The 26428-nt window shown below is 45.6% G+C and carries 20 protein-coding genes and 4 pseudogenes; 7 read left to right on the top strand and 17 right to left on the bottom strand.

What is annotated here, in order from left to right; genetic code table 11:
- Window positions 1–191 precede the first annotated feature (191 nt).
- Complete coding sequence (locus tag CS022_RS05640) at window positions 192–1142, top strand: Preprotein translocase subunit SecY (RefSeq protein ID WP_408057214.1); 951 nt, start codon at window positions 192–194, stop codon at window positions 1140–1142.
- Window positions 1115–1294 (top strand): hypothetical protein, encoded by a 180-nt coding sequence (locus CS022_RS25985; RefSeq protein ID WP_235869276.1) that lies wholly within the window; start codon window positions 1115–1117, stop codon window positions 1292–1294. The genes CS022_RS05640 and CS022_RS25985 overlap by 28 nt, the downstream gene beginning before the upstream one ends.
- A gap of 69 nt (window positions 1295–1363) precedes the next feature.
- Here CS022_RS25985 and CS022_RS05635 read toward each other — a convergent pair whose 3' ends face one another.
- The 3 genes from CS022_RS05635 to CS022_RS05625 form a co-directional block, all read right to left on the bottom strand.
- Complete coding sequence (locus CS022_RS05635) at window positions 1364–2851, bottom strand: hypothetical protein (RefSeq protein ID WP_129121472.1); 1488 nt, start codon at window positions 2849–2851, stop codon at window positions 1364–1366.
- 310 nt (window positions 2852–3161) lie between these two features.
- Window positions 3162–3878 carry a hypothetical protein gene (locus CS022_RS05630; RefSeq protein WP_129121471.1) on the bottom strand — a complete coding sequence of 239 codons (717 nt, stop codon included), beginning with the start codon at window positions 3876–3878 and terminating at the stop codon, window positions 3162–3164.
- Window positions 3875–4312, bottom strand: a complete 438-nt coding sequence (locus CS022_RS05625; protein ID WP_129121470.1) for a hypothetical protein — start codon at window positions 4310–4312, stop codon at window positions 3875–3877. The genes CS022_RS05630 and CS022_RS05625 overlap by 4 nt, the downstream gene beginning before the upstream one ends.
- A 559-nt stretch (window positions 4313–4871) precedes the next feature.
- Here CS022_RS05625 and CS022_RS05620 point away from each other — a divergent pair.
- Window positions 4872–6301: pseudogene (locus tag CS022_RS05620) on the top strand (NAD-dependent succinate-semialdehyde dehydrogenase).
- A gap of 79 nt (window positions 6302–6380) precedes the next feature.
- On the opposite strand, the gene CS022_RS05615 reads toward CS022_RS05620, so the two are convergent.
- From CS022_RS05615 to CS022_RS05605, 3 genes are all read right to left on the bottom strand, one after another.
- Window positions 6381–7397: a chemotaxis protein gene (locus CS022_RS05615; RefSeq protein WP_129121469.1), complete on the bottom strand. Its 1017-nt coding sequence runs from the start codon at window positions 7395–7397 to the stop codon at window positions 6381–6383.
- A 177-nt stretch (window positions 7398–7574) separates the two neighbouring features.
- Window positions 7575–8069: a hypothetical protein gene (locus tag CS022_RS05610; protein WP_129121468.1), complete on the bottom strand. Its 495-nt coding sequence runs from the start codon at window positions 8067–8069 to the stop codon at window positions 7575–7577.
- On the bottom strand, window positions 8057–9070 hold the full coding sequence (locus CS022_RS05605; RefSeq protein ID WP_129121467.1) for a winged helix-turn-helix domain-containing protein: 1014 nt from the start codon (window positions 9068–9070) through the stop codon (window positions 8057–8059). Before CS022_RS05605 ends, CS022_RS05610 begins: the two co-directional genes overlap by 13 nt.
- A gap of 633 nt (window positions 9071–9703) precedes the next feature.
- Between CS022_RS05605 and CS022_RS05600 the strand changes: the two genes are divergently transcribed.
- Window positions 9704–10978: a DASH family cryptochrome gene (locus tag CS022_RS05600; RefSeq protein ID WP_129121466.1), complete on the top strand. Its 1275-nt coding sequence runs from the start codon at window positions 9704–9706 to the stop codon at window positions 10976–10978.
- A gap of 8 nt (window positions 10979–10986) precedes the next feature.
- Here the strand turns inward: CS022_RS05600 and CS022_RS05595 are convergent, their stop codons facing one another.
- The 3 genes from CS022_RS05595 to CS022_RS05585 form a co-directional block, all read right to left on the bottom strand.
- Window positions 10987–11607, bottom strand: coding sequence for a PGAP1-like alpha/beta domain-containing protein (locus CS022_RS05595; protein WP_129121465.1), 621 nt, complete (start codon window positions 11605–11607; stop codon window positions 10987–10989).
- 114 nt (window positions 11608–11721) lie between these two features.
- Window positions 11722–13092: a YjiH family protein gene (locus tag CS022_RS05590; protein WP_408057217.1), complete on the bottom strand. Its 1371-nt coding sequence runs from the start codon at window positions 13090–13092 to the stop codon at window positions 11722–11724.
- A gap of 276 nt (window positions 13093–13368) precedes the next feature.
- The gene (locus tag CS022_RS05585) at window positions 13369–14169 is read right to left on the bottom strand and encodes a hypothetical protein (protein ID WP_129121464.1); all 801 of its coding nucleotides are present in this window, start codon (window positions 14167–14169) and stop codon (window positions 13369–13371) included.
- Between the two features lie 227 nt (window positions 14170–14396).
- Between CS022_RS05585 and CS022_RS05580 the strand changes: the two are divergent.
- Window positions 14397–14719: pseudogene (locus tag CS022_RS05580) on the top strand (DUF440 family protein).
- Between the two features lie 86 nt (window positions 14720–14805).
- Here the strand turns inward: CS022_RS05580 and CS022_RS05575 are convergent.
- From CS022_RS05575 to CS022_RS05555, 5 genes and pseudogenes are all read right to left on the bottom strand, one after another.
- Window positions 14806–16189, bottom strand: a pseudogene (locus CS022_RS05575) (peptide MFS transporter).
- A 161-nt stretch (window positions 16190–16350) separates the two neighbouring features.
- Window positions 16351–17552: pseudogene (gene emrD / locus CS022_RS05570) on the bottom strand (multidrug efflux MFS transporter EmrD).
- A 287-nt stretch (window positions 17553–17839) separates the two neighbouring features.
- Window positions 17840–18439 (bottom strand): GTP cyclohydrolase II, encoded by a 600-nt coding sequence (locus tag CS022_RS05565; protein WP_129121463.1) that lies wholly within the window; start codon window positions 18437–18439, stop codon window positions 17840–17842.
- A gap of 169 nt (window positions 18440–18608) precedes the next feature.
- Window positions 18609–19166, bottom strand: coding sequence for a sugar O-acetyltransferase (locus CS022_RS05560; RefSeq protein ID WP_129121462.1), 558 nt, complete (start codon window positions 19164–19166; stop codon window positions 18609–18611).
- The gene (locus CS022_RS05555) at window positions 19163–20407 is read right to left on the bottom strand and encodes a patatin-like phospholipase family protein (RefSeq protein ID WP_235869275.1); all 1245 of its coding nucleotides are present in this window, start codon (window positions 20405–20407) and stop codon (window positions 19163–19165) included. Before CS022_RS05555 ends, CS022_RS05560 begins: the two co-directional genes overlap by 4 nt.
- Before the next feature lie 550 nt (window positions 20408–20957).
- Here CS022_RS05555 and CS022_RS25980 point away from each other — a divergent pair.
- Window positions 20958–21293 (top strand): hypothetical protein, encoded by a 336-nt coding sequence (locus CS022_RS25980; protein ID WP_235869274.1) that lies wholly within the window; start codon window positions 20958–20960, stop codon window positions 21291–21293.
- A 353-nt stretch (window positions 21294–21646) separates the two neighbouring features.
- Window positions 21647–23311, top strand: coding sequence for a pyridoxal-dependent aspartate 1-decarboxylase PanP (gene panP / locus CS022_RS05545; protein ID WP_129121461.1), 1665 nt, complete (start codon window positions 21647–21649; stop codon window positions 23309–23311).
- Window positions 23312–23405: 94 nt separating this feature from the next.
- Here the strand turns inward: panP and CS022_RS05540 are convergent, their stop codons facing one another.
- From CS022_RS05540 to CS022_RS05530, 3 genes are all read right to left on the bottom strand, one after another.
- A complete protein-coding gene (locus CS022_RS05540; RefSeq protein WP_129121460.1) occupies window positions 23406–24452 on the bottom strand; it encodes a TRAP transporter substrate-binding protein in 1047 nt (348 codons plus the stop codon).
- Between the two features lie 87 nt (window positions 24453–24539).
- Window positions 24540–25862: a TRAP transporter large permease gene (locus CS022_RS05535; protein WP_129121459.1), complete on the bottom strand. Its 1323-nt coding sequence runs from the start codon at window positions 25860–25862 to the stop codon at window positions 24540–24542.
- The gene (locus CS022_RS05530; protein WP_129121458.1) at window positions 25859–26425 is read right to left on the bottom strand and encodes a TRAP transporter small permease subunit; all 567 of its coding nucleotides are present in this window, start codon (window positions 26423–26425) and stop codon (window positions 25859–25861) included. Before CS022_RS05530 ends, CS022_RS05535 begins: the two co-directional genes overlap by 4 nt.
- Between the last annotated feature and the right edge of the window lie 3 nt (window positions 26426–26428).

Genomic DNA, 26428 nt, shown 5'->3' with positions numbered 1-26428 from the left:
ACAATGTACTTATCGCATGAAAAAGCAGCATTAAGCGTTCATTTCAACCAATCAACACCTTACGAGTAATGAAATGGCAGCATGTTCGACATGGTTGGGGTATTCTCCCGCAATAATCCTGACTGTTTTTATGCCCTTCTATATCTGTCCTCACAGAAATAACAGGGTATACAGCAAAATAATAAGTAAATATGCATTACCAAGAATCAATAGGATATCGCTTCCCTAAAGGGCACTTCGCGATGTTCAGCGTCTACTCTTTTACTGGCGCTGCTGTCATTACCTCAACGGTTTTCTCACTGTTACTCTTCTTATCTATCGATGATGACCCAATGATGCGGGTGCTGTTTGGAACACTCGCCATCATTTTCGAAGCAGGTAAGTTTTTTGCCTGGTATGAATATGGCGAACGACGGGCACATAAAAACTACTCTGGCGCTCTCGTTTCGCTGATTTTCTATCTTGTGCTCGCCGCGATTTCAGTCGGGGGAAGCATTGGTGGTATTAACAGCGCGACCAATAAAGCACAAAGTCACATTACCATCAGTGAGTCAAAGGTTGCCTCTTACGACAGGCAGATAGAGGCGATTGAAAAACAAATCGCGCTCAATGATCTGGCCGCAAAAAAGTATATCGAGATGGAGCGCATTGCGACGGGTGTTGAACGTATTCAGAAACAGAACAACAAGTTAAGAGCGGAACAACTCCGGCTCGCCGCTGAGCGAGATGCCCTTCCTCCTGTCGCGCAAGGTTCCGCTATTGGGCTGATTGACAGTATTGCAAAGTCGTTAAAGCTGTCGACTCAAGACGCGCAACTTGGTCTGGTTGTGTTTCTCTCGTTCTTACTTGATTTCTTTGCCGCTTTCTTTGTTGGTGTGATTGGTGAGGAGCTGCGTTTTAGACAGTTTTTCCGCCGCTATGGTGAAGTCACTATTGATGCCTACCCAAGCACTATCCATCCGCGTTATTGGAAAGTCAGTCAGCCAATATGGATGTTGGTACTCGCGGCGAAGAGAGCAAACAGGTTGAAGTTTCCGAGGCTAGTCAGTGCCAAGGCGCAACAGAACAAGAGACCAAGGAGCCAGAGCCATATTCACAAAATCTGGTGCAACAAGTGGAAGCGGCACTGCGTGACAAAGTGATCGCATGCAGCAAACGTGCTGTCGTTAAACACTTTGATATCAGTAATGAAAAAGTCGATGAGTTGTTTGCTGAGTTGGCTGAGAAAGGTTTCATCAGTAAGAAAGCCAATAATCACTATTACTGGACGGAAAACTCTGCCGAAAACCTGTAGTGATTGACTACTGTCGACTTCATCGATATCGAAAGCTGGCCTGACACAGTGAGTCAGGCCATTATGTATTTATCGTTGGCGAATTCTTACAACACCACCAAATGTACCCGTGATAATGTCACCATCTGCACCGATTTGAGTCGCCGCGTAAAAGCTGTTGTTGATTGGCAGTAAGCCTAATTTATAGTGGAAAGCCGAGGCGCCTGTCTGCCAGTTAATCCCCTCTAAGGTCCACTTCCCTCCCCGCTGACCAATACAGTACGCCAGTTGTGTCGCCGCACTCATTGTTGGAATGCCGTTAGGGCAGCTGATTTCTTTTGTGGCCCAGTCGCTTTTTACTGTTCGAGTATTTTTATCCCAACTGAAGCGCTCGACGCCATAAGGCGCGTTCGGACCAACATTGGAGAAAAATACCGTTGTGTACTGTAGCAAACCCGGTAACCACGAAGAGCTGAACGCATAATCGTTACTCACTACCATGGCACTGTGGTCACGAACCAAAACAGACTGTTCTGAAACGCTGGAGGTTGCAGACGGGTTACCAAATTTAATCGGAACTTCGGCAGCGATTCTTCTGTCTTTACCGGGTGCAATCGGCTGCCAATCAGCGGGAATGTCTGAACGCCAGAATAGTACTAAATGCGCCAACTCCTGACCGTCAGTAACCACAACAAACTGGTCTTCCCCTTGATTACCCATCAGTGAAGGTGTAGAGCCTGAGCCTGTGCCCAAGCGGCCCGGCAGCGGTTGCTCAGGACCCGTTTCATAATTCGCCTGCCATGCACCATCACTTGAATGTGTGGAGAGTGAACTTCCTGTCCATTGGATTCGGTTCATGTATTTGTTACTGACAATGTATATACCGCCCTCTTCATCGACGGCAATTGAATTTGATATCTCCTGATTATCTGGCAGGTTGATACAGTCAAAACTATTTAGGTTTCTGTCTGTGCTACATACTACGCCATTTGCAGTAACCACTATCAAATGACCGTCATACGTCATATTCACACCAACAATGTAGTCATTGCTGCCATTAATATACGCGCTCGGTATCGCCAGCTCTTTCACCTTATTTATCTGTGACGTTGTCCACCAAAGGAATGGCGCTTTGTGATGGACGAATTTTCCCATCGAGGTATCGCCGACGGGAATAAAGGCAGCGTCATCTTTATCTACGACGATGTAGGCTCCAGACAGTGCATTTTGTGCCATCGGTTTACCCACAAACAGATTGCGATGAATTCCGCTGTCCCGGGCTTCACCATTAAATATGGTGAAAAGTGAACTCCCCCAAAACTCAGCAGGTTGACCGTATTTCGAAGAGGTATACCCCAAGGTGATAGAAACAGGTAATCCGGGCATGTAATCGTTGGTCAAATTTTGGTTAGCAGTCGGACCGGGCCAATCTGACGATCCCTGTGCATATGGCCCCTGATGCGACATTGGCCACGGAGAATCAGCCAGAAAAGGGTTCTTCGGAGGTGAGGCCGCGGATGCAAGGTGATGGAACGTAATTAGATAAAGAAAAAGTAATGCTTGAAACAGTGATTTCATGACACCTCCTGTGAATTAACGCTTCGGACTCTACAGACACGCATCCCAACCTCACACTTGGTGAGAGCTAGGTAACGGCAGACGCATTATCTATTGACCATGGCCCGAACTAATGGTCAGACCACTGAACTATATGTTCTACAACAGCAGAAGGATGAATCAAAAATGAAACAGAAGCTAAGTTATCTAATGCAGTATCGATAATATAAGAATTGGGTTTTATATGGAGTTTGTGCAACTAATATTGTTTAAACAATGCGGATAAAAAAGAGCTACATAACGTAGCTCTTTTCCTGTCGACTGCACGTCGTTAGTTGAGTGTCTGAGCGATGGTATTGGCACCTTGAGATAGACTCTCAAGCTCATCATTTAACTTCAGGACTTCAAGGTTTAACTTATCGTTCATGCCCTTTGCATCGGCAAGCTGCTCTTTCAAATCATCAATTAAAGGCTGCGTGTCGCTTCCAGCAGTGCGAAGGTCATTTGCCATGCTAGCCAGATTCAAACCCACTTCAGAAATCGTCAAAGAGCGCATATTTTCTGCATCAAGCGCTGCGGCAATTTGTTGAAGCGTATCTTCAATCGACAAAACATACGCTTCGAATTCTTCATCTTCCAGTGATTGGAGTGTCCTAACTTCTGCAGCCACATTCTTCACGTGTGACATTTCTTCTGTCGATTTGGCCACGAGCGCTTTGATTCTTTCAACGTCACGCGGTGTTGATTTAACAACATAACTCGCCATTTCAAGTGCCGCCTCAAGCTGGAGAAAACTCGCCGGTGCTTTATCATCGGTGCGTTTTCTCTTGAGCGCTTTCACTGACGCTTCGAGGGGCTCAATGTATACTTTAGTTGCTACTTCCACTTCCAGTTTTTGTGCATAAACAAGAAACTTGCTCTGAAGCTTGGTCGCATCATTAATGTCGCCCGCCTCGACTTCACGGAACAGGTAGACATACTTTTTCTTGAGTGAGCGATACTTGGATGCTGAGTGCTCGGCTGCATCGATAGACCCAAGATATTTCATTGCATCGATCGAAGGTGCAAGCAGCTGTCGGCTCTCTTTTTCAGTTCCATTAGCGCTTCATATTGATTGGCTACCGACTGTACTTCCAATTGATATTTAGCTGCGTAAGTGTGTGATGAAAACAGTGAGTAGCTCTCAGAAGCGATAGCCGGATCAGCTGAAATATCTAAATAGATATCTTGCGCATCTTCCCATGTATCAATGATGTCCTCTATCATCGACCGACTATATATGCCAAATCGTTTAATGTTAGAGAGTTTTTCTTTCCACTCAGTATTTTTAGCCTTTACAGATTCAAACAATTCCAGTGCATTGTTTTTCTCTTGGTTATTGGCAGTGACTTCATCAGAAGACACGGTAGATGTTGGTGTTGATGAGCAAGCAACGAGTGATAACGCAGAGAGTGCAATAAGTGTGAGTTGTGTGTAACGCATATCTAAGCCCCTAAAACATGTCGAAAGCAGCATTGGTTGCGGTGTAAATCGCGACTGCATCCATCTCGACTGGGTGTCAGCAAGAAGCACAAAAATCGCTGAGAGCTCTGATCTTCAAATACTAGGGCGCCCAAAAAATGTAAAAAAGAAACGCACGCAAGGCCCTGTATTGGCATTTGACTCGGATACACTCAGCTATTTAGTACTCCGAATAATCATTTAATTTGCACATGTAATTTATTTGATACATTTAGAACTCACAACAAATTGCTGTCAGCGACCTATCCAAAAATGAAGCAAGGTTCACTTTTCTCAAAGTTGAAGCGAATTGGTGATAAACCTTTACACAAACAGGTCAGCAACAAGCCGTCTCAATGCAATCAACCACTGAAAACTGACGACCAGTCAGAATTAGGTACTAAAAAATGAACTTATATATGATTAATATTTTGCTTTGTTGTGAAATGTCAACATTTCGCAAAGTTAGAACTTACATCTTCAGAACTTATGGCGCAGCATTAAGCAGAGAACAATTCTTTTACTAACGTCAGGAGGACTAATGGAAAAAATAAATAATAAATCATTAATTACAGTACTTTCCGCGGAAGAAAGTCGAGAGAGCATTGCCATTCATAATCCCTCGAACGGCGATTGCCTTGCTATATCGCCTCAATGTCCGAAGAGGTGGTTAACAAGTGTGTCGATAAAAGTGCCATTGCCCAAAAAGCTTGGGCGTTACTCACCGCGAAGCAACGTTCTGTTATCTTGATGCGATGGCACGACCTTTTGATGGAAAATGCTGACGACCTAGCTCGTCTCATGACCTTAGAGCAAGGAAAACCGCTCACAGAATCACGGGGTGAAGTCATATACGGTGCATCATTTATTCAATGGTTTGCTGAAGAAGGGAAACGTGCTTACGGGGAAGTGATTCCCTCCCCTTTGCAAGATCGACGGATTATGACCATCCGACAACCTGTTGGTGTAACGACGGCCATAACACCTTGGAATTTCCCAATCGCAATGATCACTAGAAAAGCGGCACCAGCCCTAGCAGCAGGTTGCAGTATGATCATCAAACCAGCAAACCTTACCCCTCTCAGTGCTTATGCTGTTGTCGAGTTAGCGCATCAGGCTGGAATACCTGAAGACCTTCTCACCGTTGTCTCAAGTGCTAGTTCATCGATGGTCGGTAAAATATTTTGTCAACATCCAAAGATTAACAAGCTTTCGTTTACCGGCTCGACAGAAGTGGGCAGGCGTCTAATGGAAGATTGTGCCAGCACAATAAAACGCACCTCTATGGAGCTGGGTGGTAACGCACCATTTATTGTTTTCGAAGATGCGGACATTGACGCGGCAGTAAAAGGTGCAATCGCTTCTAAGTTCAGAAATGCCGGTCAAACCTGTGTTTGCGCTAATCGCTTTTATGTTCACGAATCTGTTCATGACGAGTTTATTGCAAAGTTCACCGTTGCCATTGAGGCATTAAACGTCGGTGATGGATTAGAGCCAGGCACACAAATCGGTCCTCTTATTGAAGAAAGCGCAAAAACATCAGTCAAACAGCTCCTCGAATCAGCCATCGAGGACGGAGCTAAATTAGTTACCGGGGGAACAGATCTCGGAGGGTTATTCCTCAGCCCAGCTCTGCTGATTGGGGTTAAGCCAGATATGAAAATAGCGAAAGAAGAGATTTTTGGCCCGATAGCGCCTGTTATTTCTTTTTCAGATGAAAAGGAGTTAATTGAGCGAGCAAACGACACCATATTTGGGCTTGCCAGTTATTTTTACAGTAAGGACATCAACCGTATATTCCGCGTCGCTGAGGCCCTAGAATTTGGTATGGTCGGCGTCAATGAAGGGGTAGTGTCTACCGAAGTTGCTCCTTTTGGCGGTATTAAGCAATCTGGTATTGGCCGCGAGGGGGCAAAACAAGGTATCGATGAATATCTCAACATCAAGTACGTCTGTATCGGCGGCATGTAACCTAAAGTGATGTTGAACGTTTTAGAAACAACAAAAAAGGGCGTCACCGCCCTTTCCCAGTTCTTAAAACGAGATGGGATCAACTAGACTCTTCTTTCGGCGCTGGCGCAACGTACTCATCTTTTATATTCAGGATGAAACTGTCCATCAGTGCGACCATCCGCCCCATTTCTGGTTTGGTAATAGTGTCATTGGCACCGAGTTGCAGCGCTTTACGTCGGTTTTCATCACTCATTAATGAAGAGAACATAACAATGGGAATCTTGGTGTAATAGTTGGTGTCACGTAGTCGTTTTAATAAGTGCATGCCATCCATCTTCGGCATTTCTACATCCGTAACCACACCATCAACATAGTTGGTGATGGGCACACCCTCTTCGTCCGCTGTTTTCGCGAATCCCATTAAAGTGCGGTAAGCCTCAGCGCCATCTTTCGCTGACAGAATGTTGTAACCTGCTGAGCGCAACGTATTCTCTATCATCCGACGAATAAACCCGGAATCATCAACCACCAAAATACTTTTGTTGTTCCGCTGCGAGACCGCATCCTCATCGAGATGGATGTTTTTATCTGCCGTGATATCGTATTTTTCCATACTGATTTCTGGATTGATATCGGCAATAATTTTCTCGAAGTCGAGGATCATAATTAGGTTACCTTCTTGTCTGACGACAGCAACAACGCAATCCTGGTTCCCTGCTTCAAGAAACTCGCTGGGCGACTCAACCTCTTCCCATGACACACGGTGAATTCGACTGACACTGTCAATCAAGAACCCATTTATCATTTTGTTGAAGTCAGTGACGATGACGACTTTATTATCCATCTCGTAGTCAGTGTCCACGTCTAACCAACCAGCAAGGTTCACTAATGGGATCAATCTGTCCCGTAATGAAAACACACCTAAAACGTTTGGCTGCGCATTTGGATAGTCAGTTGTTTCGGGTACACGAATGACTTCACGCACTTTGGCTACGTTGATGCCGTAATAGCATACTTTTTTCGAACCATCGGGCAGATTTCTTCGAAGGTGAAACTCAATAATCTCGAGTTCATTCGTACCACTTTCTAATAGAATTCCAGTTTGATGTTCCATATATACGCCGCTCTCGACTGGTTACAGGGGCAAAGTTTAACTCATCTAATTAACAGCATAGACGCAAAAGAGAAACACGTAATTCAAATGAGAGAAATATCTATAAGAAACTGATGATAGAGAGAATAATGATGGATTTAATGCGGGTAACATGTTGTATCCCGCACTCAAAAAATACTAATGAAGTTCTTTATTATCTTCAATATAGCGTGAACATACCATTCGGTTTCCGTGTTTTCCCGTCCACAAGAAAAGATGATTCCCGTCTCTTTTATAATTAAAGACCGCAGACACCCCCTCATGGGATTGAACAGACCGTCTCCAACTGGCAATGTCACCCCAGACCCAATCAACGTCAGAAAACTGTAAGTTTAACTGTTGATGGTATTGTTGATAATTCACGACATAATCGATTTGGTACCCACGTTGTCTGTCTCCATCATTCTGCTGGAAGCCACGCTTTATAAGACGTGCATGTGCGTCAGACAGGAAAATTAGCGTATCATATTCATGGCGAACGCCTTTTTCCTCATCGGCACCATAGCCAGAATATTGGGTGAAAGAGTTACAACTCCAAGTCGTATTTGTCAGCGGCTCTGGAAAGAAATGAAACCAACTAAATGCACCAATCGCAATAATGGATGTGCAAAAAACGGCAATTATAGCTGGCATATTTTCCTTATCTCCCTAAATGATGAAACCAACACAGCAGAAATTTCTGATGGTTCCACCTCTTTATTTACAACGTTAATTGTGCCTCGGTCTTTTTTATTAAATCCGTACATCTTGATCCCCAGCCTGTTATGGTCAAATAAGGCTTGGAAGACTTCGAGGTAAATACTCTGCTCACACCCTTCAATATTTTGAATTGATTTATCAACCATTATTTTCTGTAAATCAATGTCGTTGGTTCGTCGCCCGAAGTCTTTTTCAACAAAAAGGTGCGAGTCGTGAAAATAACTATTTGCATCGACACTGACAAACTCGTCATGATCGAAGAATTCATTGTGAAAAAAGTGAAGACCAAATAAGATAGCGAACACGACAGTAGCCATGGTCACTAAACCCATGGCAATGATAGAAAGACGATTGTTACGGCCTTTATCCCGCCCATTGGCCAGCACTTCGACGTTAGAAGAAATATCATCCTTTTTATCATCAATTACGACAATAGAATGGCAATGAGCGACAGATTCAGTACTCACCGTGTCCGTTTCTTCCAATGCCTCTCCTGACACTTCTCCGAACTCGCTAATACTCTCATCGCATAAAGCTCTCTCTGATTCCAACTCAGTGAGAGGAGGTGTGCTGGTTGCCGATGATGTTTGCTGTAGATCGCCATGTTCTTCTTCAATGAGCTGCACAACGCTCTCTGTTTCAAAGACATACCCTAATTTTGTGATTGTTTTTATGCGGGTATTCTCTGCACCAACACTGGTCAACGCCTTTCGGAGCTTTGAAATAACATTGGTCAGTGCCTGATCGGTTACTACACTGCTTGACCAGCAGCGTTCAATGAGCATTTCTTTACTCACGGGTGTATTTGGATGTTCTAGCAAGACAAGCAACGCATCGGCAGGAAGTGGTCTCAGCTGAACGGGCTCCGAAAGGTTTGATGCTAACTCACGGAGACCCGTATCAAATACCACATTGTCGAATTTAATCTTTTTCATTAATGGTCATCACTGTTCAATATGACAAGGCATCAAAAACCTACTCACCTCTTCGCAAACAGCGATGGCTCAACAAGGGAGCAAATCACTTTACTGAAACAGTGTTGAATGCGTGTTTGAGTTTCATTTGATGCAACGATTTGGTGTACGGTCACTTATTGTTTATTTTTTTAATTTTTATTTAAGTTATGACGGCTCTAAGAGGCTAACTGGCATGAATTTACCTGTATAGACGTTGGAAAAAGTCGCCAAAAGCAAACCTTTTTTACACCTGTTGTTAAATGTTTCGGCTCCCAGATGCGCACTGTCATAAATCTATTTCAAAGCACTTAAAAAACGGTGTTCATTTTATATGGAATAATACCCAAGTCAAACTAAACGTGATTTAAATCACTATCTCTTTGAAACATCAGAAATTTAAAAAAGAGGACTAATACCGATCTTTTCCACACTCTTGACTGAAACTTGAGTCAAATGAAATGAATTTGGCTAACCTTAGGGATAAATGATCGCATTCACATCTCAATACATATCGTATGTAGGTCAGTAATTTACTGGCTTGACTGCAAGGAGGTGCCCGCCAGCAACACGCAGTTTTCACCCTATCAGCGACTTTTTATCAGGAGTGACGAAATGAATGGATTAATTTGGTTCAGGCATGATCTGCGTCTTTCAGACAACCCTGCTCTAACAGCACTCAGCCGTAGATGTAAAAAGGCAATCTTACTGTATGTCATCGATCCTAACTGGTTTCGTCCTTCACGCCACCAATGTGCGCACATGGGCAAGTTCCGACAAGAGTTTCTTTATCAATCACTGCGGGAACTAGACAGCCAACTGAGAATTAACCGACAAAGGCTCGTCGTTAAAGTCGGAAACCCCTTAGAGATAATTCCCAAACTCTGTAAAAAACACAGTGTAGATCTGGTGGCAGCAACATCTCACCCTGGTGTTTTTGAACAACATCAGATTGCGAACTTAAAAAGAAACATAGGCTGTGAAGTGATCACCGCTGAAAGCTTTACCCTGTTTCTTGAGAATCAAATTCCTTTCCAAAAGGACGATTTTCCTGCGACTTTTACCCAATTTAGAAAGTTCGTCGAAAAAAATCACATCTTGCCATGTATCCCTATCAGCACCCCAGAGGAATTACCGCAGCGTCTTGTTGAAGCCAGTGATAGCTATGATGATCAAGAGTTTGTGTACGACCTGAGGCCATACCAAGGCGGAGAAGACAGTGCGGCATTCCAGTTGAATCAGTATTTCTGGAAATCCCATCGCGTCAAAAGCTACAAGCAAACGCGAAATGGTTTTGACGGTTGGAACTTCTCTTCGAGATTGTCTGCATGGCTTGCCAACGGTTCAATTTCGGCGAGAACCGTTGCCGCTGAGCTCGACAATTACGAGTATCGCCACGGTAAAGACGAATCAACACAAGCACTGTATTTTGAATTGCTGTGGAGAGAGTACTTCCAATGGATGATGAAAACTTATGGTGCCAAGATGTTTCAATTCACCGGCATCAAGGACAAGCGACCTCTAACCAGCTTTTATTCAGACCGCTATAAATCTTGGGAAGAAGGGACAACAGAGTACCCCTTGGTCAATGCCTGCATGCGACAGCTCAAGCAAACAGGTTGGTTATCAAACCGGGGCAGACAAATCGTCGCCAGTTGTCTGGTGAACGAGCTGGGTGTTGATTGGCGATTTGGTGCGGCATACTTTGAGCAACAACTCATCGACTTTGACGTCGCCAGCAATTACGGGAATTGGCAATATCTTGCAGGTGTCGGTGCCGATCCACGAGGTCAACGCCACTTTAATCTGGAAAAACAAGCTGAAATGTATGACCCAGACGGCACGTTTACGCGCCGATGGTCAAAAAATACATCCACTGTCGGAGAGTAATCCCCGCTTTATTCGTTGACCGCCGCCTTCATTGGCGGCGAGTCTAACACCACCAGAATACGTTTCTTAATCTCAGACGCCCAAAGTAACGAAAAGTGGGTAAGAGGGAATACCTCATGGCCTGTCATCCCGGGGATCCGTGTTTCTGCAACGAGAACAGTGCCATCAGATTCGCCCCGCACGAACAGGTTAGCTGCTCCAATAGGCAGGTTGCCAGCGAGACTGTATAGCTGTGCATCGTGATTCCACTCGGCGTCATCATTCGGTAAAAGGTACTGCTGGCTCTTGTGCATAGCCCAGCCCATTCCAATACTTTTGAAGAAACCTGCGAGTTTAGCGCCTTTGTGTGGCGAGCCAAGCGTGATGACTTTTTTAACTAGCTTGCTCTGCTCACTACCCGCATCGAGATAGGCACGAGTAATAATACCGCCCATTGAATGCGCGACGATTGCAGCCTCACTCTCCCCTTTCAGGTAGTCGTCTATCTGACCAAATATTACACCCACATCAGGCGTTAAGGTATTGTAAGTAATATTGAGTGTATGGTGCCCATGGCGCTCTAATATCTTTTTAATGGGCATCATAGTGACACCATGCATATAGAGCCCATGAATCAAAACGACTTTCATCTGAACATCCTTCTTTTCTTTCCTGTAAGTATTAGCCAACTTAAGCAGGATAGAGGCTTAATCATGAGAAAGTCGCTATGGAGTGTGCAGTACACCATGCTGCTTTAGATGAATTTAGAAAATTAGATGAGCAACACCAGCAATCACAGGCAGAGTCACGAGCGTACGTAACAAAAATATAGCGACCATTTCCCAGAGCTTAATTGGAATTTTACTGCCCAGCAGCAGTGCCCCGACCTCTGACATATAGATCAATTGAGAAACGGACATTACAGCAACGACAAAACGTGTCATTTCGCTGTTGATATCTGCAGCAAGTACGGCAGGAATGAACATATCGGCTAGGCCAACCACCATGGTTTCAGATGCCGCCGCCGCTTCATGAATATGCAGTAATTCGAGCAAGGGAACAAACGGCGCACCAAGAATGGCGAAGACACTGGTGTACTCAGCGATGATTAAAGCCAGTGTGCCAATAGCCATAACAATGGGGAGTACACCGAACAGCATATCCAGGGCGTTCTGTAACCCCTCTTTAAATACAGCGCGTAATGAGGTGATTGTGCTCGCTCTTTTCACTGCCATGGAAAAACCATAACGCAGAACACTTTCACCTGCGGGTAGCTCAGCATCGTGAGATGTTTTTTCTTCGCCATTGGCAAGCGTGTCTTTTTTCCAACTCAGCGGTGGAAGACGAGGCACAACAACAGCAGCTACAAAACCTGCCAGACAAACTGTCAGATAAAAAGGCACGAACATATGTTCAAGGCCAACCTGAGCAATGACCACAAGGCTGAAGCTGATAGACACAGCCGAGAATGTTGTGCCAACAACAGCAGCTTCGCGCTCAGTGTAATAGCCCTGCTCATATTGCTTACTGGACATCAGTATTGCGACGCTTCCATCGCCTAACCATGAGGTGGCACAGTCAACAGCTGAACGTCCTGGGAGACCAAATAAAGGTCGCATAACACGACTCAACATGGCACCAAACATTTCCAACAAGCCGAAATTGGTCAATAAAGGTAAGAAGAGACCAGCGAACAAAAATACAGCCAATAAGGTCGGCAGTAGGTCTGTGAAAATGAATCCCCCTGTAGCGCCACCGCTAATCATCTCGGGACCAACGGCGAAATAACTCAAACAGACAAAGACTGCACCCAAGAGACGAACAGAAAACCAAACAGGCGATACGATAAAAAGGTTCTTCAAGAAGGCGTTCGATGTGATCCATTTGGGTTTAGCAATAAAAGCAAGCGCCGAAATCACCGCACTGCATATGATCACGAGAGAGACCACTAACCCGCTCTGTTCTCCCAGTGTTGACAGAATGAGCTTAGAGAAAATGGCGACAGGGATGGTAATCCCCCCTTCATGACTAACAGGTGCCATAAACAATAAGATCCCTAGCAAAGAGGGAATCAAGAACATCAAAATATTTCGTGTTGAAAACGTCGGCGTGTTTACCGCAGAAGAACCATGCATAAAATTGAGTTTCACTCGCGTTTTTTGTTTGTGAATTGCGATTATTACGTTCAAGTTGTGAGCGAGATTAATGCAGTGAAAAGACAAAGTAAACCATACCTAGTCATATATTTTGAATAAAAACATATATACGGTGTGATAGGCTAAGAATCAGCCACTAAATAGAGAATTAATAACAAAAAAAGGGAGGTGTCAACGAAATATAAAGCAAAAACACGGTGGTAACGACTGGTTAACAGCATTAACGTTTTGACGCGGGTAAGTGCAAGTAAGAAGTTAGCCTATTCGGTTATCAATTTTCTTGTATTCCGATTTTATCCAGTCTCCCAGATCATCAAGCAGAGTCACCACAGCGCGTTTCCCCACCCGCTTTCTCTCAATCAGGTAAAAGAGCCTTTCAATTTCAAGAGATTTCTCAGGGTAGTGTTTGAGGAAACGCTCAGAGCAGGGTTTCAGACTGTGTTCCCAGACTTTTTCCTTATGTGCAACCAAACCGAATGCAGCCCTGATCAACACATCCGCAGCTTCTTCTGCGGCATCCAACTGCTGAATCCACTTTGCTGACTGAGCAATTTTCCTGCGTAAAATAGACAGCTGGCTCACCAAACTGTTGTTCATGGCTTTCGCGACTTCCCAGCTTACTTCAAAGTGCCCGAAGCCATCGGCCAGATTCTTCCCGGAAAGGCAAATAGCACAGTGCTTAAGAAAGAAACCCCATCGAAAAATATTGGCAAGATCGACGACGCGGCTTTGCGGGATACATTCGATATGCAGTTGGGATATTTGGGGATACGCTTTACAGTATTTATTTCTGACCGAGTTTAACCCGACAAATTCACGGGTAGTTAATTCTGAATCGACAACGGCTGTGAGCTTCATTACAGCTTTATCTCCCTCGACATTGCGTAACGCAATATCCCCCGAAATATAGAGGCTGTGGAGGTTAATTCCTAAATATGAGGAAACATAACCAACAGCGGCTTTTACTGCAGGATCAAATGTCTCCTGAAACGGCGATGAGCTGTCCAGTTCAGGGAGCTGGCTTGTACGGCTTTTGGTTCGATATAATGCTGTCACTTAATGTTCTCACGCCGATTGAAATTGAAGCACTAGTTACCCTGGCTCACATCAAGCTCTTTCCGCCTCCATTCGGACAAAATAATCGCAACTGAAGGCTGATTGCTTGGGTGTTGGCTGTCATTCTGGTCTAATGCCCACTGAACATTTTAAGCCAACTGATTGAATATGTGAGACTGGTTACAATAAAACTGGGCTCCACATCATAAATACGCTGAGATAAGACAATGACAACTGAATTGGTTAGCATCGATGAAAGCCTTGATAGCGCTTTTGAAATCTTTTATGAAATGGCGGAAGACAGTCTTGAATATGATGACTTACTGGCCTATCGAGAGCATTTTGACGATACCGGTGCAGGTGTTGCCGTTGAGGCAGCGCCTGACTGGGAACAGCATGTGGGCTTTGACGTTGACAGAGACGCTTCATAGAAATTCGTATCGGTTTAGTCGAAGAAGATGAACTCAAAGATGTACTGGTCAGGATGCTGATAAGCCGTGACCCAGAAAACAAATTTTGCCATCTCCTTTGGAAACGCCTCCAAGGCTAGTGATGTTGAATGTGAAAAGGCAGCTTACGCTGCCTTTTTTATTCGCCGCACAGGCAATGCCTGCCATTTCTGGGTTACTCAGTAATTCATACTGTTGCTGATTTGTACTCAACTTGCTCTTCACGTGGTCCTTCGGCCCCATGCATCCAGTAAATCAGCTTATTTGCGAAAATAAGTAGCAGTACACCTGCCATAAAGGACGTTATTGCGATACCACCAAAAATAGCCAGTGGTCCGGCGTTGCCGATATGGCTACCAATAATACCCGCGACAAAGTTTGCAACGGCGTTAGCACAGAACCATATACCCATCATCACCGACGCGAGTCTGAGCGGCGCTAACTTCGTGATTAGTGACAATCCAATCGGCGACAGGCAAAGCTCACCCAACGTATGGAAGAAGAATGCACCCACCAACCACCACATAGAGGTTTTCACCGAAAGGTCTCCCCCCTGCTCCAGAGCCGCTCCCACCATGCATAAGAAACCAAGCGAGAGAAACACCATTGCCATGGCAAACTTCACTGGAGAGCTTGGCTCTGCAGCACCAAGTTTACGCCAAAAGATTGCAAGCAGAGGTGCCAGCAAAATAATGAAAAATGGATTCAATGATTGGAACCAGGCCGCGGGAATTTCAAACCCACCCAGCATGCGGTTGGTATATTCCTGAGAGTAAATATTCATTAGGCCGCCAGCCTGCTCGAAGCCAGCCCAGAAAATGATAACGAAAAGGCTCATTACCAAAATGACTTTCAAACGGTCTCTCTCTACCAGAGTCAAAGGCTGTTTGGTTTTTTCCCCAGCCTCATTCAAATTACGCTTTGCCGCAGGCTCAACACCAATTTTTCCTAATAGTGAACGTGCAAAAGCCAGTTGAATAACAAGACTCAACAACATACCAACGCCACCGCAGAAAAAGCCAGCTTTCCACCCAAATTCATTTGCTGCCCAGCCTGAAATGACCGCAGCCATCAAAGAACCAAGATTGATCCCCATATAGAAGATCGTGAAAGCACCATCTCTACGGTTGTCACCATCTTCATACAACTCTCCCACCATCGTAGAGATATTTGCTTAAACAGGCCATTACCTGCGATAAGAAGGGCCAAACCGCCATAGAAGAAATCAACATTGAGGTCGCCGACCATGCTATCTGGCAGCGCAAGTGTGAATTGTCCGGCGGCCATTAACGCGCCACCGAATAGAATTGAACGTCTCTGACCAAGAAAGTTATCGGCAATATATCCGCCAAATACAGGCGTAAGATAAACGAGCCTGTATATATGCCATAGAGACTCAGCGCTTGTTCAGTTGTCCAGCCAAGACCACCGCTGATTGTTTGGTCAGTGAGATAAAGAACCAGAATCGCACGCATCGAGTAGTAAGAGAACCTTTCCCAAAGTTCGGTACTAAAGAGAAGGAAAAGTCCTTTAGGATGTCCTAACCAGGTTTTCTGGGAGTTTGAGTGCATAAATCAGATACCACTTATCAGTATAAAATTGGCCGTTCACACTCTTTCAGCTACTCCCTTAGCGTTTCAGAGTGTTCGAAGCGCATCCAAGATGCACTAATGCGATAAACTTCGCAATTACTTTGTAATAATTTGTCGCAAATTTCACCTAAAAGACAAAATCAGGTTGCAATTTCGAGATTTGACTCACTCTCATCACATCGAGTCAAAATCAGTCCAGCCGCACTGATAAAACTCATAATCAACAGTGCACAACCCACAGAAAGCTGACTCTCAGAAGATGCAAAGGCGGTAAGTAATGTAAAACCACCAGCAGCTAAGTTCTGCACACCACCCATTAATGCACCGGCGGTGCCTGCCTGATAAGGAAAAGGCCTTAATGCACTTGTCGTTGCTGCAGGAAACAACATGCCAGCACCCAGAAAATAGATGAAGGCTCCGCCAATCAGGGAGGCAACAGTCACTAAACCTTCCAGACCCGGAATAACAATAACCACTGCACCCACTGTTGTTGCGATCACACCAAGACGCAGAACGAACTGAGACGATGTCTTCTCACTCAAGGGGGAAGACAACCAAGAGCCCAACAAATACCCTGGTAGAGGCATGACAAAAAGCAAGCTCACCGTTGCGGAATCCAGCCCCATTGTTCCACCAAGTAACACACCTGCTGCAGCCTCAAACACTGCCACACCGGAAAACGTCGCGATCAGGCAGACAAGAAAACCAACAAACGGCCTATGCGAAAGCACGCGCTTATAGCTTTGTAAAACTGACGTCTTCTGGCGAGCCGAAACAGGCAACGTTTCTTCCAACGAGGTAATCATGAACACCAGAACACAGACGGCAAGAATCAAAAGAAATACGTAACTCGCATGCCAAGGCATAAAGGTGCTCAAGGTGCCTCCCAAAACAGGGGCAATCAATGGCGAAAAGATCAGTCCCATACTGGCAAGACTATTGGCACGGTGCAGCTGATTTCCAGAAAAGCAATCTCGAGGCAGTGTTCGAGCCATTGCGCCACCACAACCAATGCCTAACCCTTGAATAACACTCGCAGTAAGAAAGACAGCAAAGCTTTGCGAAAATATCGCTATCAATGTACCGATTATGTATAGGCTAACCCGAAAAGGATGATCGGCTTTCGGCCAAATCGGTCGGAAAGCGGCCCGTAGAAAAATTGCGATAAACCATATGGGATCAGGTAGCTTGCCATAACCGCTTGCAGCAAAGAAACAGACACGCCAAAGTCGTCAGCCATTAGAGGAATGGACGGGATATACATGGTTTGTGTCATCTGCCCGACAGCGGCCAGAATAATAATTGAAAACAAGACTTTAGACATTGCCATTGTCGATGACATGACAAACACCTCTATTACAAAAATGATAACTTTCGGAAAACTAAGAAAACGACTACTTGCTGGCCAATTCAACTTGACCAGTGGATAGTTCTGTAAACTTTGGATATGGCGGCGATATTAGAGCTTTAGTGCTTTTAGTACAATTGAATATTTCTGATTCGAGCACGATAAGAAATCATATTTATGATTAGTTTTTCTAATGAAAAACGTTGAAAACTAATGATAAGAGTGTCGATATAAAAAAGGCAGCCAATCGGCTGCCTTTCGAAATCACGTTGTTGCCTGTTTCAGTCAATGCTCAGCTTATGCTTGCCATGGGCAACTTTCGTCTTCAGATACTGTTTATTGCCGTCTTTGATGTGCGCTTGAGTACCAATAACCTCCTCAAGCTCAATACCGTAACCCTGAATTTCTCGAATCTTTTTCGGGTTGTTAGTGACAAGGCGGATATTATTCACACCCAGCGCTTTGAGCATATCCGCAGCATCTTTGAAATCACGCAGGTCATCGGGGAAACCAAGATGATTATTGGCTTCATAGGTGTTCATACCCTGGCTCTGCAATTCGTAGGCATCAAGCTTGTTGTACAAGCCAATCCCGCGGCCTTCCTGGCGAAGGTAGAGCAAAATACCGCCCACTTTTCCCATCATCTGAATAGTTTCTTCCAGTTGTTCACCACAATCACAGCGGGACGAATGGAAGACATCACCAGTCAGGCATTCAGAATGCATGCGAACTAAAGGAATTGCCTGTTCTTGATCGGCTTGTTGGAAAATAAGGGCGACATGCTCTTTGTCCGAATCCAGTCCCTCGAAAGAGAGGATCTCAGCCGGAAATTGGCTTCCTGTACCCACTCTGAAGTCTACCCGTGTTCTGATTTTCGCCATCGGCTTGTTTCTCTAAATTCTCAATTTCCAATTGAATGCACCGTGTAAACAAAGGTGCATCCACTTCATCGGCTTACGCTCAGCGCATTTAATGCACTGATTTTTAACATTCAACATTTTCGATGACATGACGCGCAATCCTATCAATGTTATCTCTTGCTGTCATTTTTCAACGCAGCCTACCCACCACTTTCCCCGGATTCCCAGCAACAATATCGCAAGGGGCTACATCGCCCTCAACCACCGCACCTGAGTGAATAACTGCACCTTCACCAATTGCAGTCCCTGCTTTAATAATACACCCACCATTGATAAGTACGTTGTTACCAATGACAACGGGCGACGCGAGTTCCTGCTCTCCCGTTTTGATTTCTTCAGGAAGAAGGCCTTGGGTTACCGTGTAAATTTTCACATCAGGCCCAATGCGGACGTTACTGCCAATGTGTACGTTCGCACTGTCTATAAATGAGCAGTTGAGGCCGATAATTACGTTATCGCCGATATCAATGTTCATTCCGTACTGACAATAAAATGGGGTCTCAATCACAACATTTCGACCCCTAGAAGCAAATAATTTTGTCAATACAACATCCTGTTGCTCAGCATCAGACGGATCAAGGCTATTGAATGACTGACAAAGGCGTCTCGCAGCGTAACGAAACTGAGTGAGTTCTTCGTCGGCGGGTCGATAGGGCAACCCTTGCTGCATTTTTTCAAATTCCGTCATGTCATATCTCCCGATAATGGATTGGGAATATTGCACTGTGATTCCCTGTTACGACTGACACTGTTGATTCTTTGTCCGTGCTCAGACAAGAAGTTTACCCCTGCTTTCATACCGTCCTGATAATCATGTTCTAGTTGGAAAGGTTTGCTGAGCATTGCACTGCTTTCCAGAGCCACCTCTGGCGCAATTTCGATAATCTCGACACGCCTTGGCGGCCTTGCAATAAAGGTCACCGCATCTTGGTAAGTTTGGTAGTGCTTAACCAACATCGCGATGGTATCAGCGTTCAGCTTTCTGCCACCCAAGGCATGAAGGCGATAAATCGTCTCTCGCTCTGATAACGTCTTCTTATCTTTGTTGCCCAACAGGCTATTTACGATCGCAGTTCGAATCTTCGGCCAAACAGAATCAGCATTGTCATCAACGTATTTGTCAGTCACAGAGCGAAAACGCTGCGCGAGTTCTTTCTGAAGTGCATCAAACTTTTCGAGCCGCTCATCGAGATTAATTCGCTCAAGATAATTCGGTACAGCACCTTCAACGCGGTTGATCAGTGAATCAAAAAATCGATTATTCAACAGCGATTTTTCGAAAGCCGTGCTCTCAGTTCGAATAACAACAATGACATCGGCACCACGATTAAACGCTTCCCGAACGGGAACTGAATCCCCCACTCCACCATCAATGTACTGTTCCCCATTGATTTCAATTGGCGATGGATAAAGAAGAGGGATCGCTGAGGTGGCTTTAAGCACCTTTTGCCAGTCTTTGCTGAAAATCGGGAGGTAATCAGGCTGTAAGGTGTCAGCAAAGGTAACGCATGCCAATGCACTCTTGCCACTTCGTTCGACATTACGTAGACCTTCTTCCATCTTCAATCCGCCAAGTTGATGAGGCAACACTTGTTCCATCGCCCAGTCCAGCCCCATATATTGCTCACGGCGCGCGAAGTGAAAAAGGTTAAAAAACGCATCTTGTGTCGTCAGGTCAAGAATAAAGTCGTGACCGAAGCCTCGTTGTCTGCACAAGTAAGACGAAATATTCAAGGCACCTGCAGATGTACCAATGTACATTTCAAAAGGGTCAAAACCTGCATCAAGAAAAGCGTCAAGAACACCTGCCGTATAGATTCCTCGTTGGCCACCACCTTGTGCGACAAGCGCTATTTTTCGTTTTGCGGGCAATACGACCGATGTCTGGGGTGAATCAGGGGAATATCTCTTGGGGGTATGTTGTGTCACTGCGTCCTCTGCACTGAACCGGGGTATACATTACAATTTTCAACCACTTCTGGACATATTGCCAGCAACTGGAAGAGATGCACACCCTCAGTTTCAGTGAGAGGATCAATTAAGCGTATGAGAGACAGATAAATGCAACTTGCACGATAGACGCCATAACCAAGACGCCAGCCGACACAGCGTAACCTAAGCCTTCCTGCATTTTACATTTCCTTATCATTTGGAAAAAATCCATTAACACTCACTTTTGTCTAACAAGTAAAGTGCATGGCATCTTTAATGTGAGAAGTAACCACATATCACCTCTGATTTAAGGGAAGGCTATTAAGGCGCAGTAAAGCGTTTCTCGAACAACAAATGCAAAGCACTTATTCGTATCAAAATCTGAATTCGTCAGTTAACAATGATGAGAATACGCAATACCTACTGCTCTCACGCTTCGAGTAACTTTGTGTTTGCAGACACAAATACTGCTATTACCATGAATCCTCGTTAAAGTCGGTCAACGTATATACTGTTGGAAAAACTATCACGACAAAAGGAATCCGGAATGCGTCGTTCAGCTTTGGTTTTACTCTCGGGCCTGTTTTCAGTTTCTGCCCAAGCCACTGACATCGCCAACGTTGATGTGCAGTGTGTCAAAAGCAGTTATCACGACTACGTCGATGCATCCGTCGAATGGTATGAAAACCTTGTGCGCCTGACCATTAAAGAAGATCCAAAACTCAAGGATGTTGCCGAGTGGTTTATGGACGGCCGTGAAAAGCATTTCTTACTCAACAAAAAAGCATTTGATTGGTACCTGAATAATGATGAGTCAAAACTCGACTTCAACACTTCTGTCGAATCATGGCTGAAACTGAGCAGGAAGACATTAGGATGCTAAGCCAGACAAGTACGCCAATATCCGCGGCAGCAAAGGATGTCTTCGACTTTCGCCAAGGGAAAGCCCACGCAGATAATTACTCACTTCGCTCTGCATTTGCAGATTTATTGAGTCACCCTAAGAAGATCGAAGAACCTCTAGGCGCCTACAATCAAAAAATCGAAACAATTAGTAAGAAAAGCTGCCTGAAATAATCACCAGACTGTTTCTAAGATCACATTTTGCGAACACAGCGACGAACACTTTTGAGGAAAGCAGCCTATTTTGCCTGCTTTTGTTGTGGCTCTTTGCTATCTTCCCCGCCCTGTGAGCTGAAACATTGCGCTTAAATAACGATAAATAGACTGTTACTGATGCATAAAGATAAAAAAACTGCTCAGGCAAGCCAGCAAAGTATTGATCGAATCTTCACGGTGCCGGAAGCACCGGATTCATCATTAGGCAGGATAGAACAGGCGATCTCTCAAAACCTGAACCGATTTCTTCAGGAACATATCGCCGCTACCGAACGCCCTTTGACTGAGATTGAAAAAGACTTCAACACTGCATCTGTGCCTGAAAACCCGACTTTTGTGTCGGAACATACAGAATTTCTGCTCGATAAACTGGTAGCACAATCAGTGCATACATCATCTCCCCGGTTTATTGGCCACATGACGTCTGCGTTGCCCTATTTCCTGATGCCGCTTTCAAAAATCATGATTGGGCTCAACCAGAACACCGTAAAGATTGAAACATCTAAAGCATTTACCCCGTTAGAAAGACAGGTGCTGGGTATGCTTCACAATCTTGTTTATCAGCAAGACGATGCTTTCTACGATCGTTGGATGCACAGTGCCAACCACTCGCTTGGCTCTTTTTGCTCCGGTGGCACGGTTGCGAATATCACTGCGCTTTGGGTAGCACGAAACCACTTGTTAAGGCCTCAAGGCACGTTCAGGGGCGTCGCACAAGAGGGTATATATCGAGCAATGAAGCATTACGGCTATGAAGGCATCGCCGTGTTGGTATCAGATCGTGGCCATTACTCGGTCAAGAAATCTGCCGACATTCTTGGGATTGGTCGCGAGTCACTGGTCTCTGTGGCTACAGATGAAAATAACCGTATTGATATTGCAGCCCTTGAGAAAACAATCACCGAGCTGAAAGCACAAAATATCAAGCCATTTGCCATTGTCGGCATCGCCGGAACAACCGAAACAGGCAGTATTGACCCGCTCGATAAGCTGGCCGATATCGCTGAGCGTGAAGGTTGTCATTTCCATGTTGATGCAGCATGGGGCGGTGCGAGTTTGATGTCTGACAGTCAACGTCTGAAAATGGCCGGCATAGAGCGAGCAGATTCTGTCACCATAGATGCCCATAAGCAGTTATACGTGCCTATGGGCGCAGGCATGGTGTTGTTTAAAGACCCAGCTCTGGTGTCATCGATTGAGCATCATGCCGAGTATATTCTCCGTAAAGGCTCAAAAGACTTAGGCAGTCACACACTCGAAGGTTCTCGAAGCGGCATGGCAATGCTGGTGTTCTCATGCCTCAAGATTATCGGTCGCCAGGGTTATCAATTGCTCATTGATCAGAGCGTCGCAAAGGCGCAACGATTTGCCAAGATGATAAATACACACCCTGAGTTTGAGTTAATTTCTGAACCTGAGTTGTGTATTCTGACCTACCGTTACGTGCCGGAGAGAGTCAAACAGGCGCTGTCTCTCGCCAAACCCGATGAGATTGATGTTCTAACGAGTTTGCTCAACGACCTAACCATTTCGATTCAGAAGCGGCAGCGTGAAAGCGGTCACTCGTTTGTATCCCGAACAAGACTTACACCTGCAGCATGGGATGGAAGAACAACGACAGTGTTCCGTGTGGTATTGGCAAACCCATTAACAACCGAGACAATTCTTGAGGAAGTGTTAGCGGAACAAACTGAACTCGCTCTTCAGAGTAAAGGCGCTTACCCTGCGTTGATGGAGAAAGCCGAGCAGGTGTTGTTGCGAGCACAAGTAAAACGTCCCTGAATAAGTCGATAAAAAAGCAGAACACGCTACATTGAACGCGTTCTGCTTTACTTGGTTTACGCTTTTGTTTTAAGCCGAGTTCGCTGATTCAAATTTATGAATAGCGGTATGGTTTCCCTGCCTTCTCCATGACTGAAGCGTATTCTTTGAAGATATTGATCACACGCTTGGCTCTCGGGCTGGTTTCGGCAATCTCATCCCAGAACTTGTAGGCTTCCAGCTCAACTTTCCGCCACTCATCATCTGGAATCGTGGTCAGCTTCATTTTGGTACCCTGCGTTCTTAGTTTCGCCTCACCGCCCCAATACCAATGCTGACGATAGTAATGTGAACTATCCATACAAAGTCTGAACAGAGTTTTCAGGTGATCGGGTAACGCCTCCCATCTCTCTGTGTTGGCAAAGAATGACCCTGCCCATGCACCAGAAATATTATTGGTCAGGAAGTAGTTGGTTACGTCAGCCCAACCGACGGTGTAATCCTCAGTGATCCCAGACCATGCAATGCCATCCAATTCGCCTGTTTGTACAGCGACCTCGACGTCTTCCCACGGTAAGGTAACGGGGATGACTCCGAAGCGTGACAAGAATCTGCCAGCAGTCGGGAACGTAAACACGCGCTTACCCTTCAGATCTGACAACTTGGTGATCGGATCAACCGTAGCAAAGTGACAAGGGTCCCATGCGCCTGCACTCAGCCAGGTTACACCTTTCACTTCGCCATAGGCCTCTTCCCAGATTTCTTTGAGCCCGTATTCTTCAAATAAAACCGGAATATCCAGACTGTAGCGGGTTGCAAACGGGAAATAGCCACCGAATACAGATACATCAACCGGCGCAGCGATAGAGTCATCATCACTCTGCACAGCGTCAATGGTGCCCTTTTGCATTGCCCGGAAGAGTTCACCCGTTGGCACCAATTGGTCGGCATAGTAAAGCTCAATAACCATTTCACCATTGGCTGCTTTATTAAACGCATCAATGGCTGGTTTGATGACATGCTCAGCCAATGCTGGCCCTGCATACGTCTGTAACCGCCATTTGATGGTTTGTTTTGCAGTAACTACGGCAGGGGCGCCAATAACAGCGGTTCCGGCACCGACGATCCCTGCTTTCTTCAGAAAGTCGCGTCTGTTGCTCATAGTGTTGTCCTTTTGTTCAGGTTATCACTCCCGGGTTACCCCGGGTTCCTTTTGCTATTTATATTATTATTGTCGTGATTTCTTTCCTTAGCGGCTGTAATGCCATTCAGGCAACCAAAGGGCTATCTGAGGAAACGCCATGACCAACGCCAGCGCAATCAGCATGATCAGAGCAAATGGAATAATCGAGCGATAAATATCAGTCAGACTGATTTCAGGTGGGGCCATCGCGCGCATCAAAAACAGGTTGTAGCCAAACGGGGGCGTCATGTAGGCAATTTGGCAGGTAATGGTGTAAAGGACGCCATACCAAATAAGGTCGAAGCCAAGCAGTTTGACCAAGGGAACATAGAGTGGTGCCACAATCACCAGCATCGCGGTATCGTCCAGAAACGTTCCCATCAACAGATATGAAAGCTGCATCAGGATAAGAATTTCCCACGGAGTCAGCCCAAGACGGCCGACGAAGAAGGCCTCAATGGCTTTCACTGCACCCAGGCCATCAAACACTGCACCAAAACATAAAGCCGCTAATATGATCCACATAAACATGCAGCTTATTGCCAGTGTTTTTCGAACCGTATTTTCCAGCACTTCTTTCGTCAAACGACGTTTGACGATAGCAGCCAGTGTCGCCGCTAGCGCCCCTACCGCGGAGCTTTCAACCAAACTGGTCACCCCGAGTAAGAACAGTCCGGTCATCGAGAAAAATATCAGCAGCGGCAGAATACCTGCGCGTAACAGTTTGAGCTTTTCAGCCAGAGGCACATTTCGTTCTTCTTTCGATAAAGCAGGGCCAAGGTGAGGCTGCATACGGCAACGAATCACAATGTAGAGGATAAACATCCCCGCCATCATCAGACCGGGGAAAACGCCTGCTAGCCAAAGTTGGCCTACTGGTTGACGGGCTATCATGCCGTACAGGACCAAAACCACGCTTGGAGGAACGAGAATACCCAACGAGCTTCCCGCTTGTATCACCCCTGTCACCATGATTTTGTCGTAGCCCCGCCGAAGCAGTTCCGGTAACGCAATACTGGCCCCAATGGCCATACCTGCCACACTGAGTCCGTTCATGGCCGAAATAGCTACCATCAATAGAATAGTGCCTATAGCTAAGCCGCCGTGAATCGGCCCCATCCAGACGTGGAACATCTTATACAGGTCTTCAGCAATGCCGGATTCTGACAACATGTAACCCATATAAATGAACAGAGGTAATGTCAGCAGCGGGTACCATTTCATCAGCTTCATGGCTGCGCCGAAAGCAATCTCAGAACCGCCGTCACCCCATAGCAACAGCGCCGAAATCACTGCGACAGCGCCAATGGCCGCAAACACACGCTGTCCGGTCAATAGCATCAACATCATGGATGCAAACATCAGCAAAGCGATCATTTCATAGCTCATGCCTGCACCTCCGGTTTGTCAGACTGCTGACGCCACGTCGCGATATCTTTGAGGAAGACTGCAACGGCTTGGAGCAACATCAACAATATACTCAGGCACATCACAAGTTTTATCGGTGCCATATAAGGCCGCCATGACGAATAGCTGCGCTCACCATACTCAAGGGCATAACTGGTGCTAGAAATCGCGCCATAAAAGAGCACCCCGAGGTAAACCAGCAGGAATATTGCGGTAAACGCATCCACTATAGACTTGGTTTTCAATGACCAGTTGCCATACACCAAATCCATTCTTACGTGGCTGCCTAGCTGCATCGAATAAGGGCCGCCAAGCATGTAGTAGGCGACCATCAGAAATTGCGCCATTTCCAGAGTCCAAAGCGCGGGCAGGAAGAAGGTCTTTGTAATCGAGGAGTAAATCAGCACACCGAGGATGGCGAAGATCAAATACATAGCGAAGCGACCAACGCGGTAATTTACCTTTTCCACTACTCGGACGAACACCGCAAACGGCGCGGGAAGATAATCTAGAATTTCCTTTTCTTGCACTTCGGTTGACTGCATTAC

The sequence above is a fragment of the Veronia nyctiphanis genome, from assembly GCF_004116385.1.
Taxonomy (GTDB): Bacteria; Pseudomonadota; Gammaproteobacteria; order Enterobacterales; family Vibrionaceae; genus Veronia; species Veronia nyctiphanis.
The sequence above is the reverse complement of the archived record's forward strand: the minus strand, read 5'-3'. Positions and strand labels throughout refer to the sequence as shown.

What these genes read in the sequence shown, in the direction of transcription:
- CS022_RS05640 (WP_408057214.1), top strand. Translation starts at nt 192, where the DNA reads ATGCATTACCAAGAATCAATAGGATATCGCTTCCCTAAAGGGCACTTC.
- CS022_RS05610 (WP_129121468.1), bottom strand. Translation starts at nt 8,069, where the DNA reads ATGCCAGCTATAATTGCCGTTTTTTGCACATCCATTATTGCGATTGGT.
- CS022_RS05615 (WP_129121469.1), bottom strand. Translation starts at nt 7,397, where the DNA reads ATGGAACATCAAACTGGAATTCTATTAGAAAGTGGTACGAATGAACTC.
- CS022_RS05565 (WP_129121463.1), bottom strand. Translation starts at nt 18,439, where the DNA reads ATGGCGAAAATCAGAACACGGGTAGACTTCAGAGTGGGTACAGGAAGC.
- CS022_RS05540 (WP_129121460.1), bottom strand. Translation starts at nt 24,452, where the DNA reads ATGAGCAACAGACGCGACTTTCTGAAGAAAGCAGGGATCGTCGGTGCC.
- panP (WP_129121461.1), top strand. Translation starts at nt 21,647, where the DNA reads ATGCATAAAGATAAAAAAACTGCTCAGGCAAGCCAGCAAAGTATTGAT.
- CS022_RS05595 (WP_129121465.1), bottom strand. Translation starts at nt 11,607, where the DNA reads ATGAAAGTCGTTTTGATTCATGGGCTCTATATGCATGGTGTCACTATG.
- CS022_RS05625 (WP_129121470.1), bottom strand. Translation starts at nt 4,312, where the DNA reads ATGCGTTACACACAACTCACACTTATTGCACTCTCTGCGTTATCACTC.
- CS022_RS05535 (WP_129121459.1), bottom strand. Translation starts at nt 25,862, where the DNA reads ATGAGCTATGAAATGATCGCTTTGCTGATGTTTGCATCCATGATGTTG.
- CS022_RS25980 (WP_235869274.1), top strand. Translation starts at nt 20,958, where the DNA reads ATGCGTCGTTCAGCTTTGGTTTTACTCTCGGGCCTGTTTTCAGTTTCT.
- CS022_RS05530 (WP_129121458.1), bottom strand. Translation starts at nt 26,425, where the DNA reads ATGCAGTCAACCGAAGTGCAAGAAAAGGAAATTCTAGATTATCTTCCC.
- CS022_RS05600 (WP_129121466.1), top strand. Translation starts at nt 9,704, where the DNA reads ATGAATGGATTAATTTGGTTCAGGCATGATCTGCGTCTTTCAGACAAC.
- CS022_RS05630 (WP_129121471.1), bottom strand. Translation starts at nt 3,878, where the DNA reads ATGAAATATCTTGGGTCTATCGATGCAGCCGAGCACTCAGCATCCAAG.
- CS022_RS05560 (WP_129121462.1), bottom strand. Translation starts at nt 19,166, where the DNA reads ATGACGGAATTTGAAAAAATGCAGCAAGGGTTGCCCTATCGACCCGCC.
- CS022_RS05590 (WP_408057217.1), bottom strand. Translation starts at nt 13,092, where the DNA reads ATGCATGGTTCTTCTGCGGTAAACACGCCGACGTTTTCAACACGAAAT.
- CS022_RS05635 (WP_129121472.1), bottom strand. Translation starts at nt 2,851, where the DNA reads ATGAAATCACTGTTTCAAGCATTACTTTTTCTTTATCTAATTACGTTC.
- CS022_RS05605 (WP_129121467.1), bottom strand. Translation starts at nt 9,070, where the DNA reads ATGAAAAAGATTAAATTCGACAATGTGGTATTTGATACGGGTCTCCGT.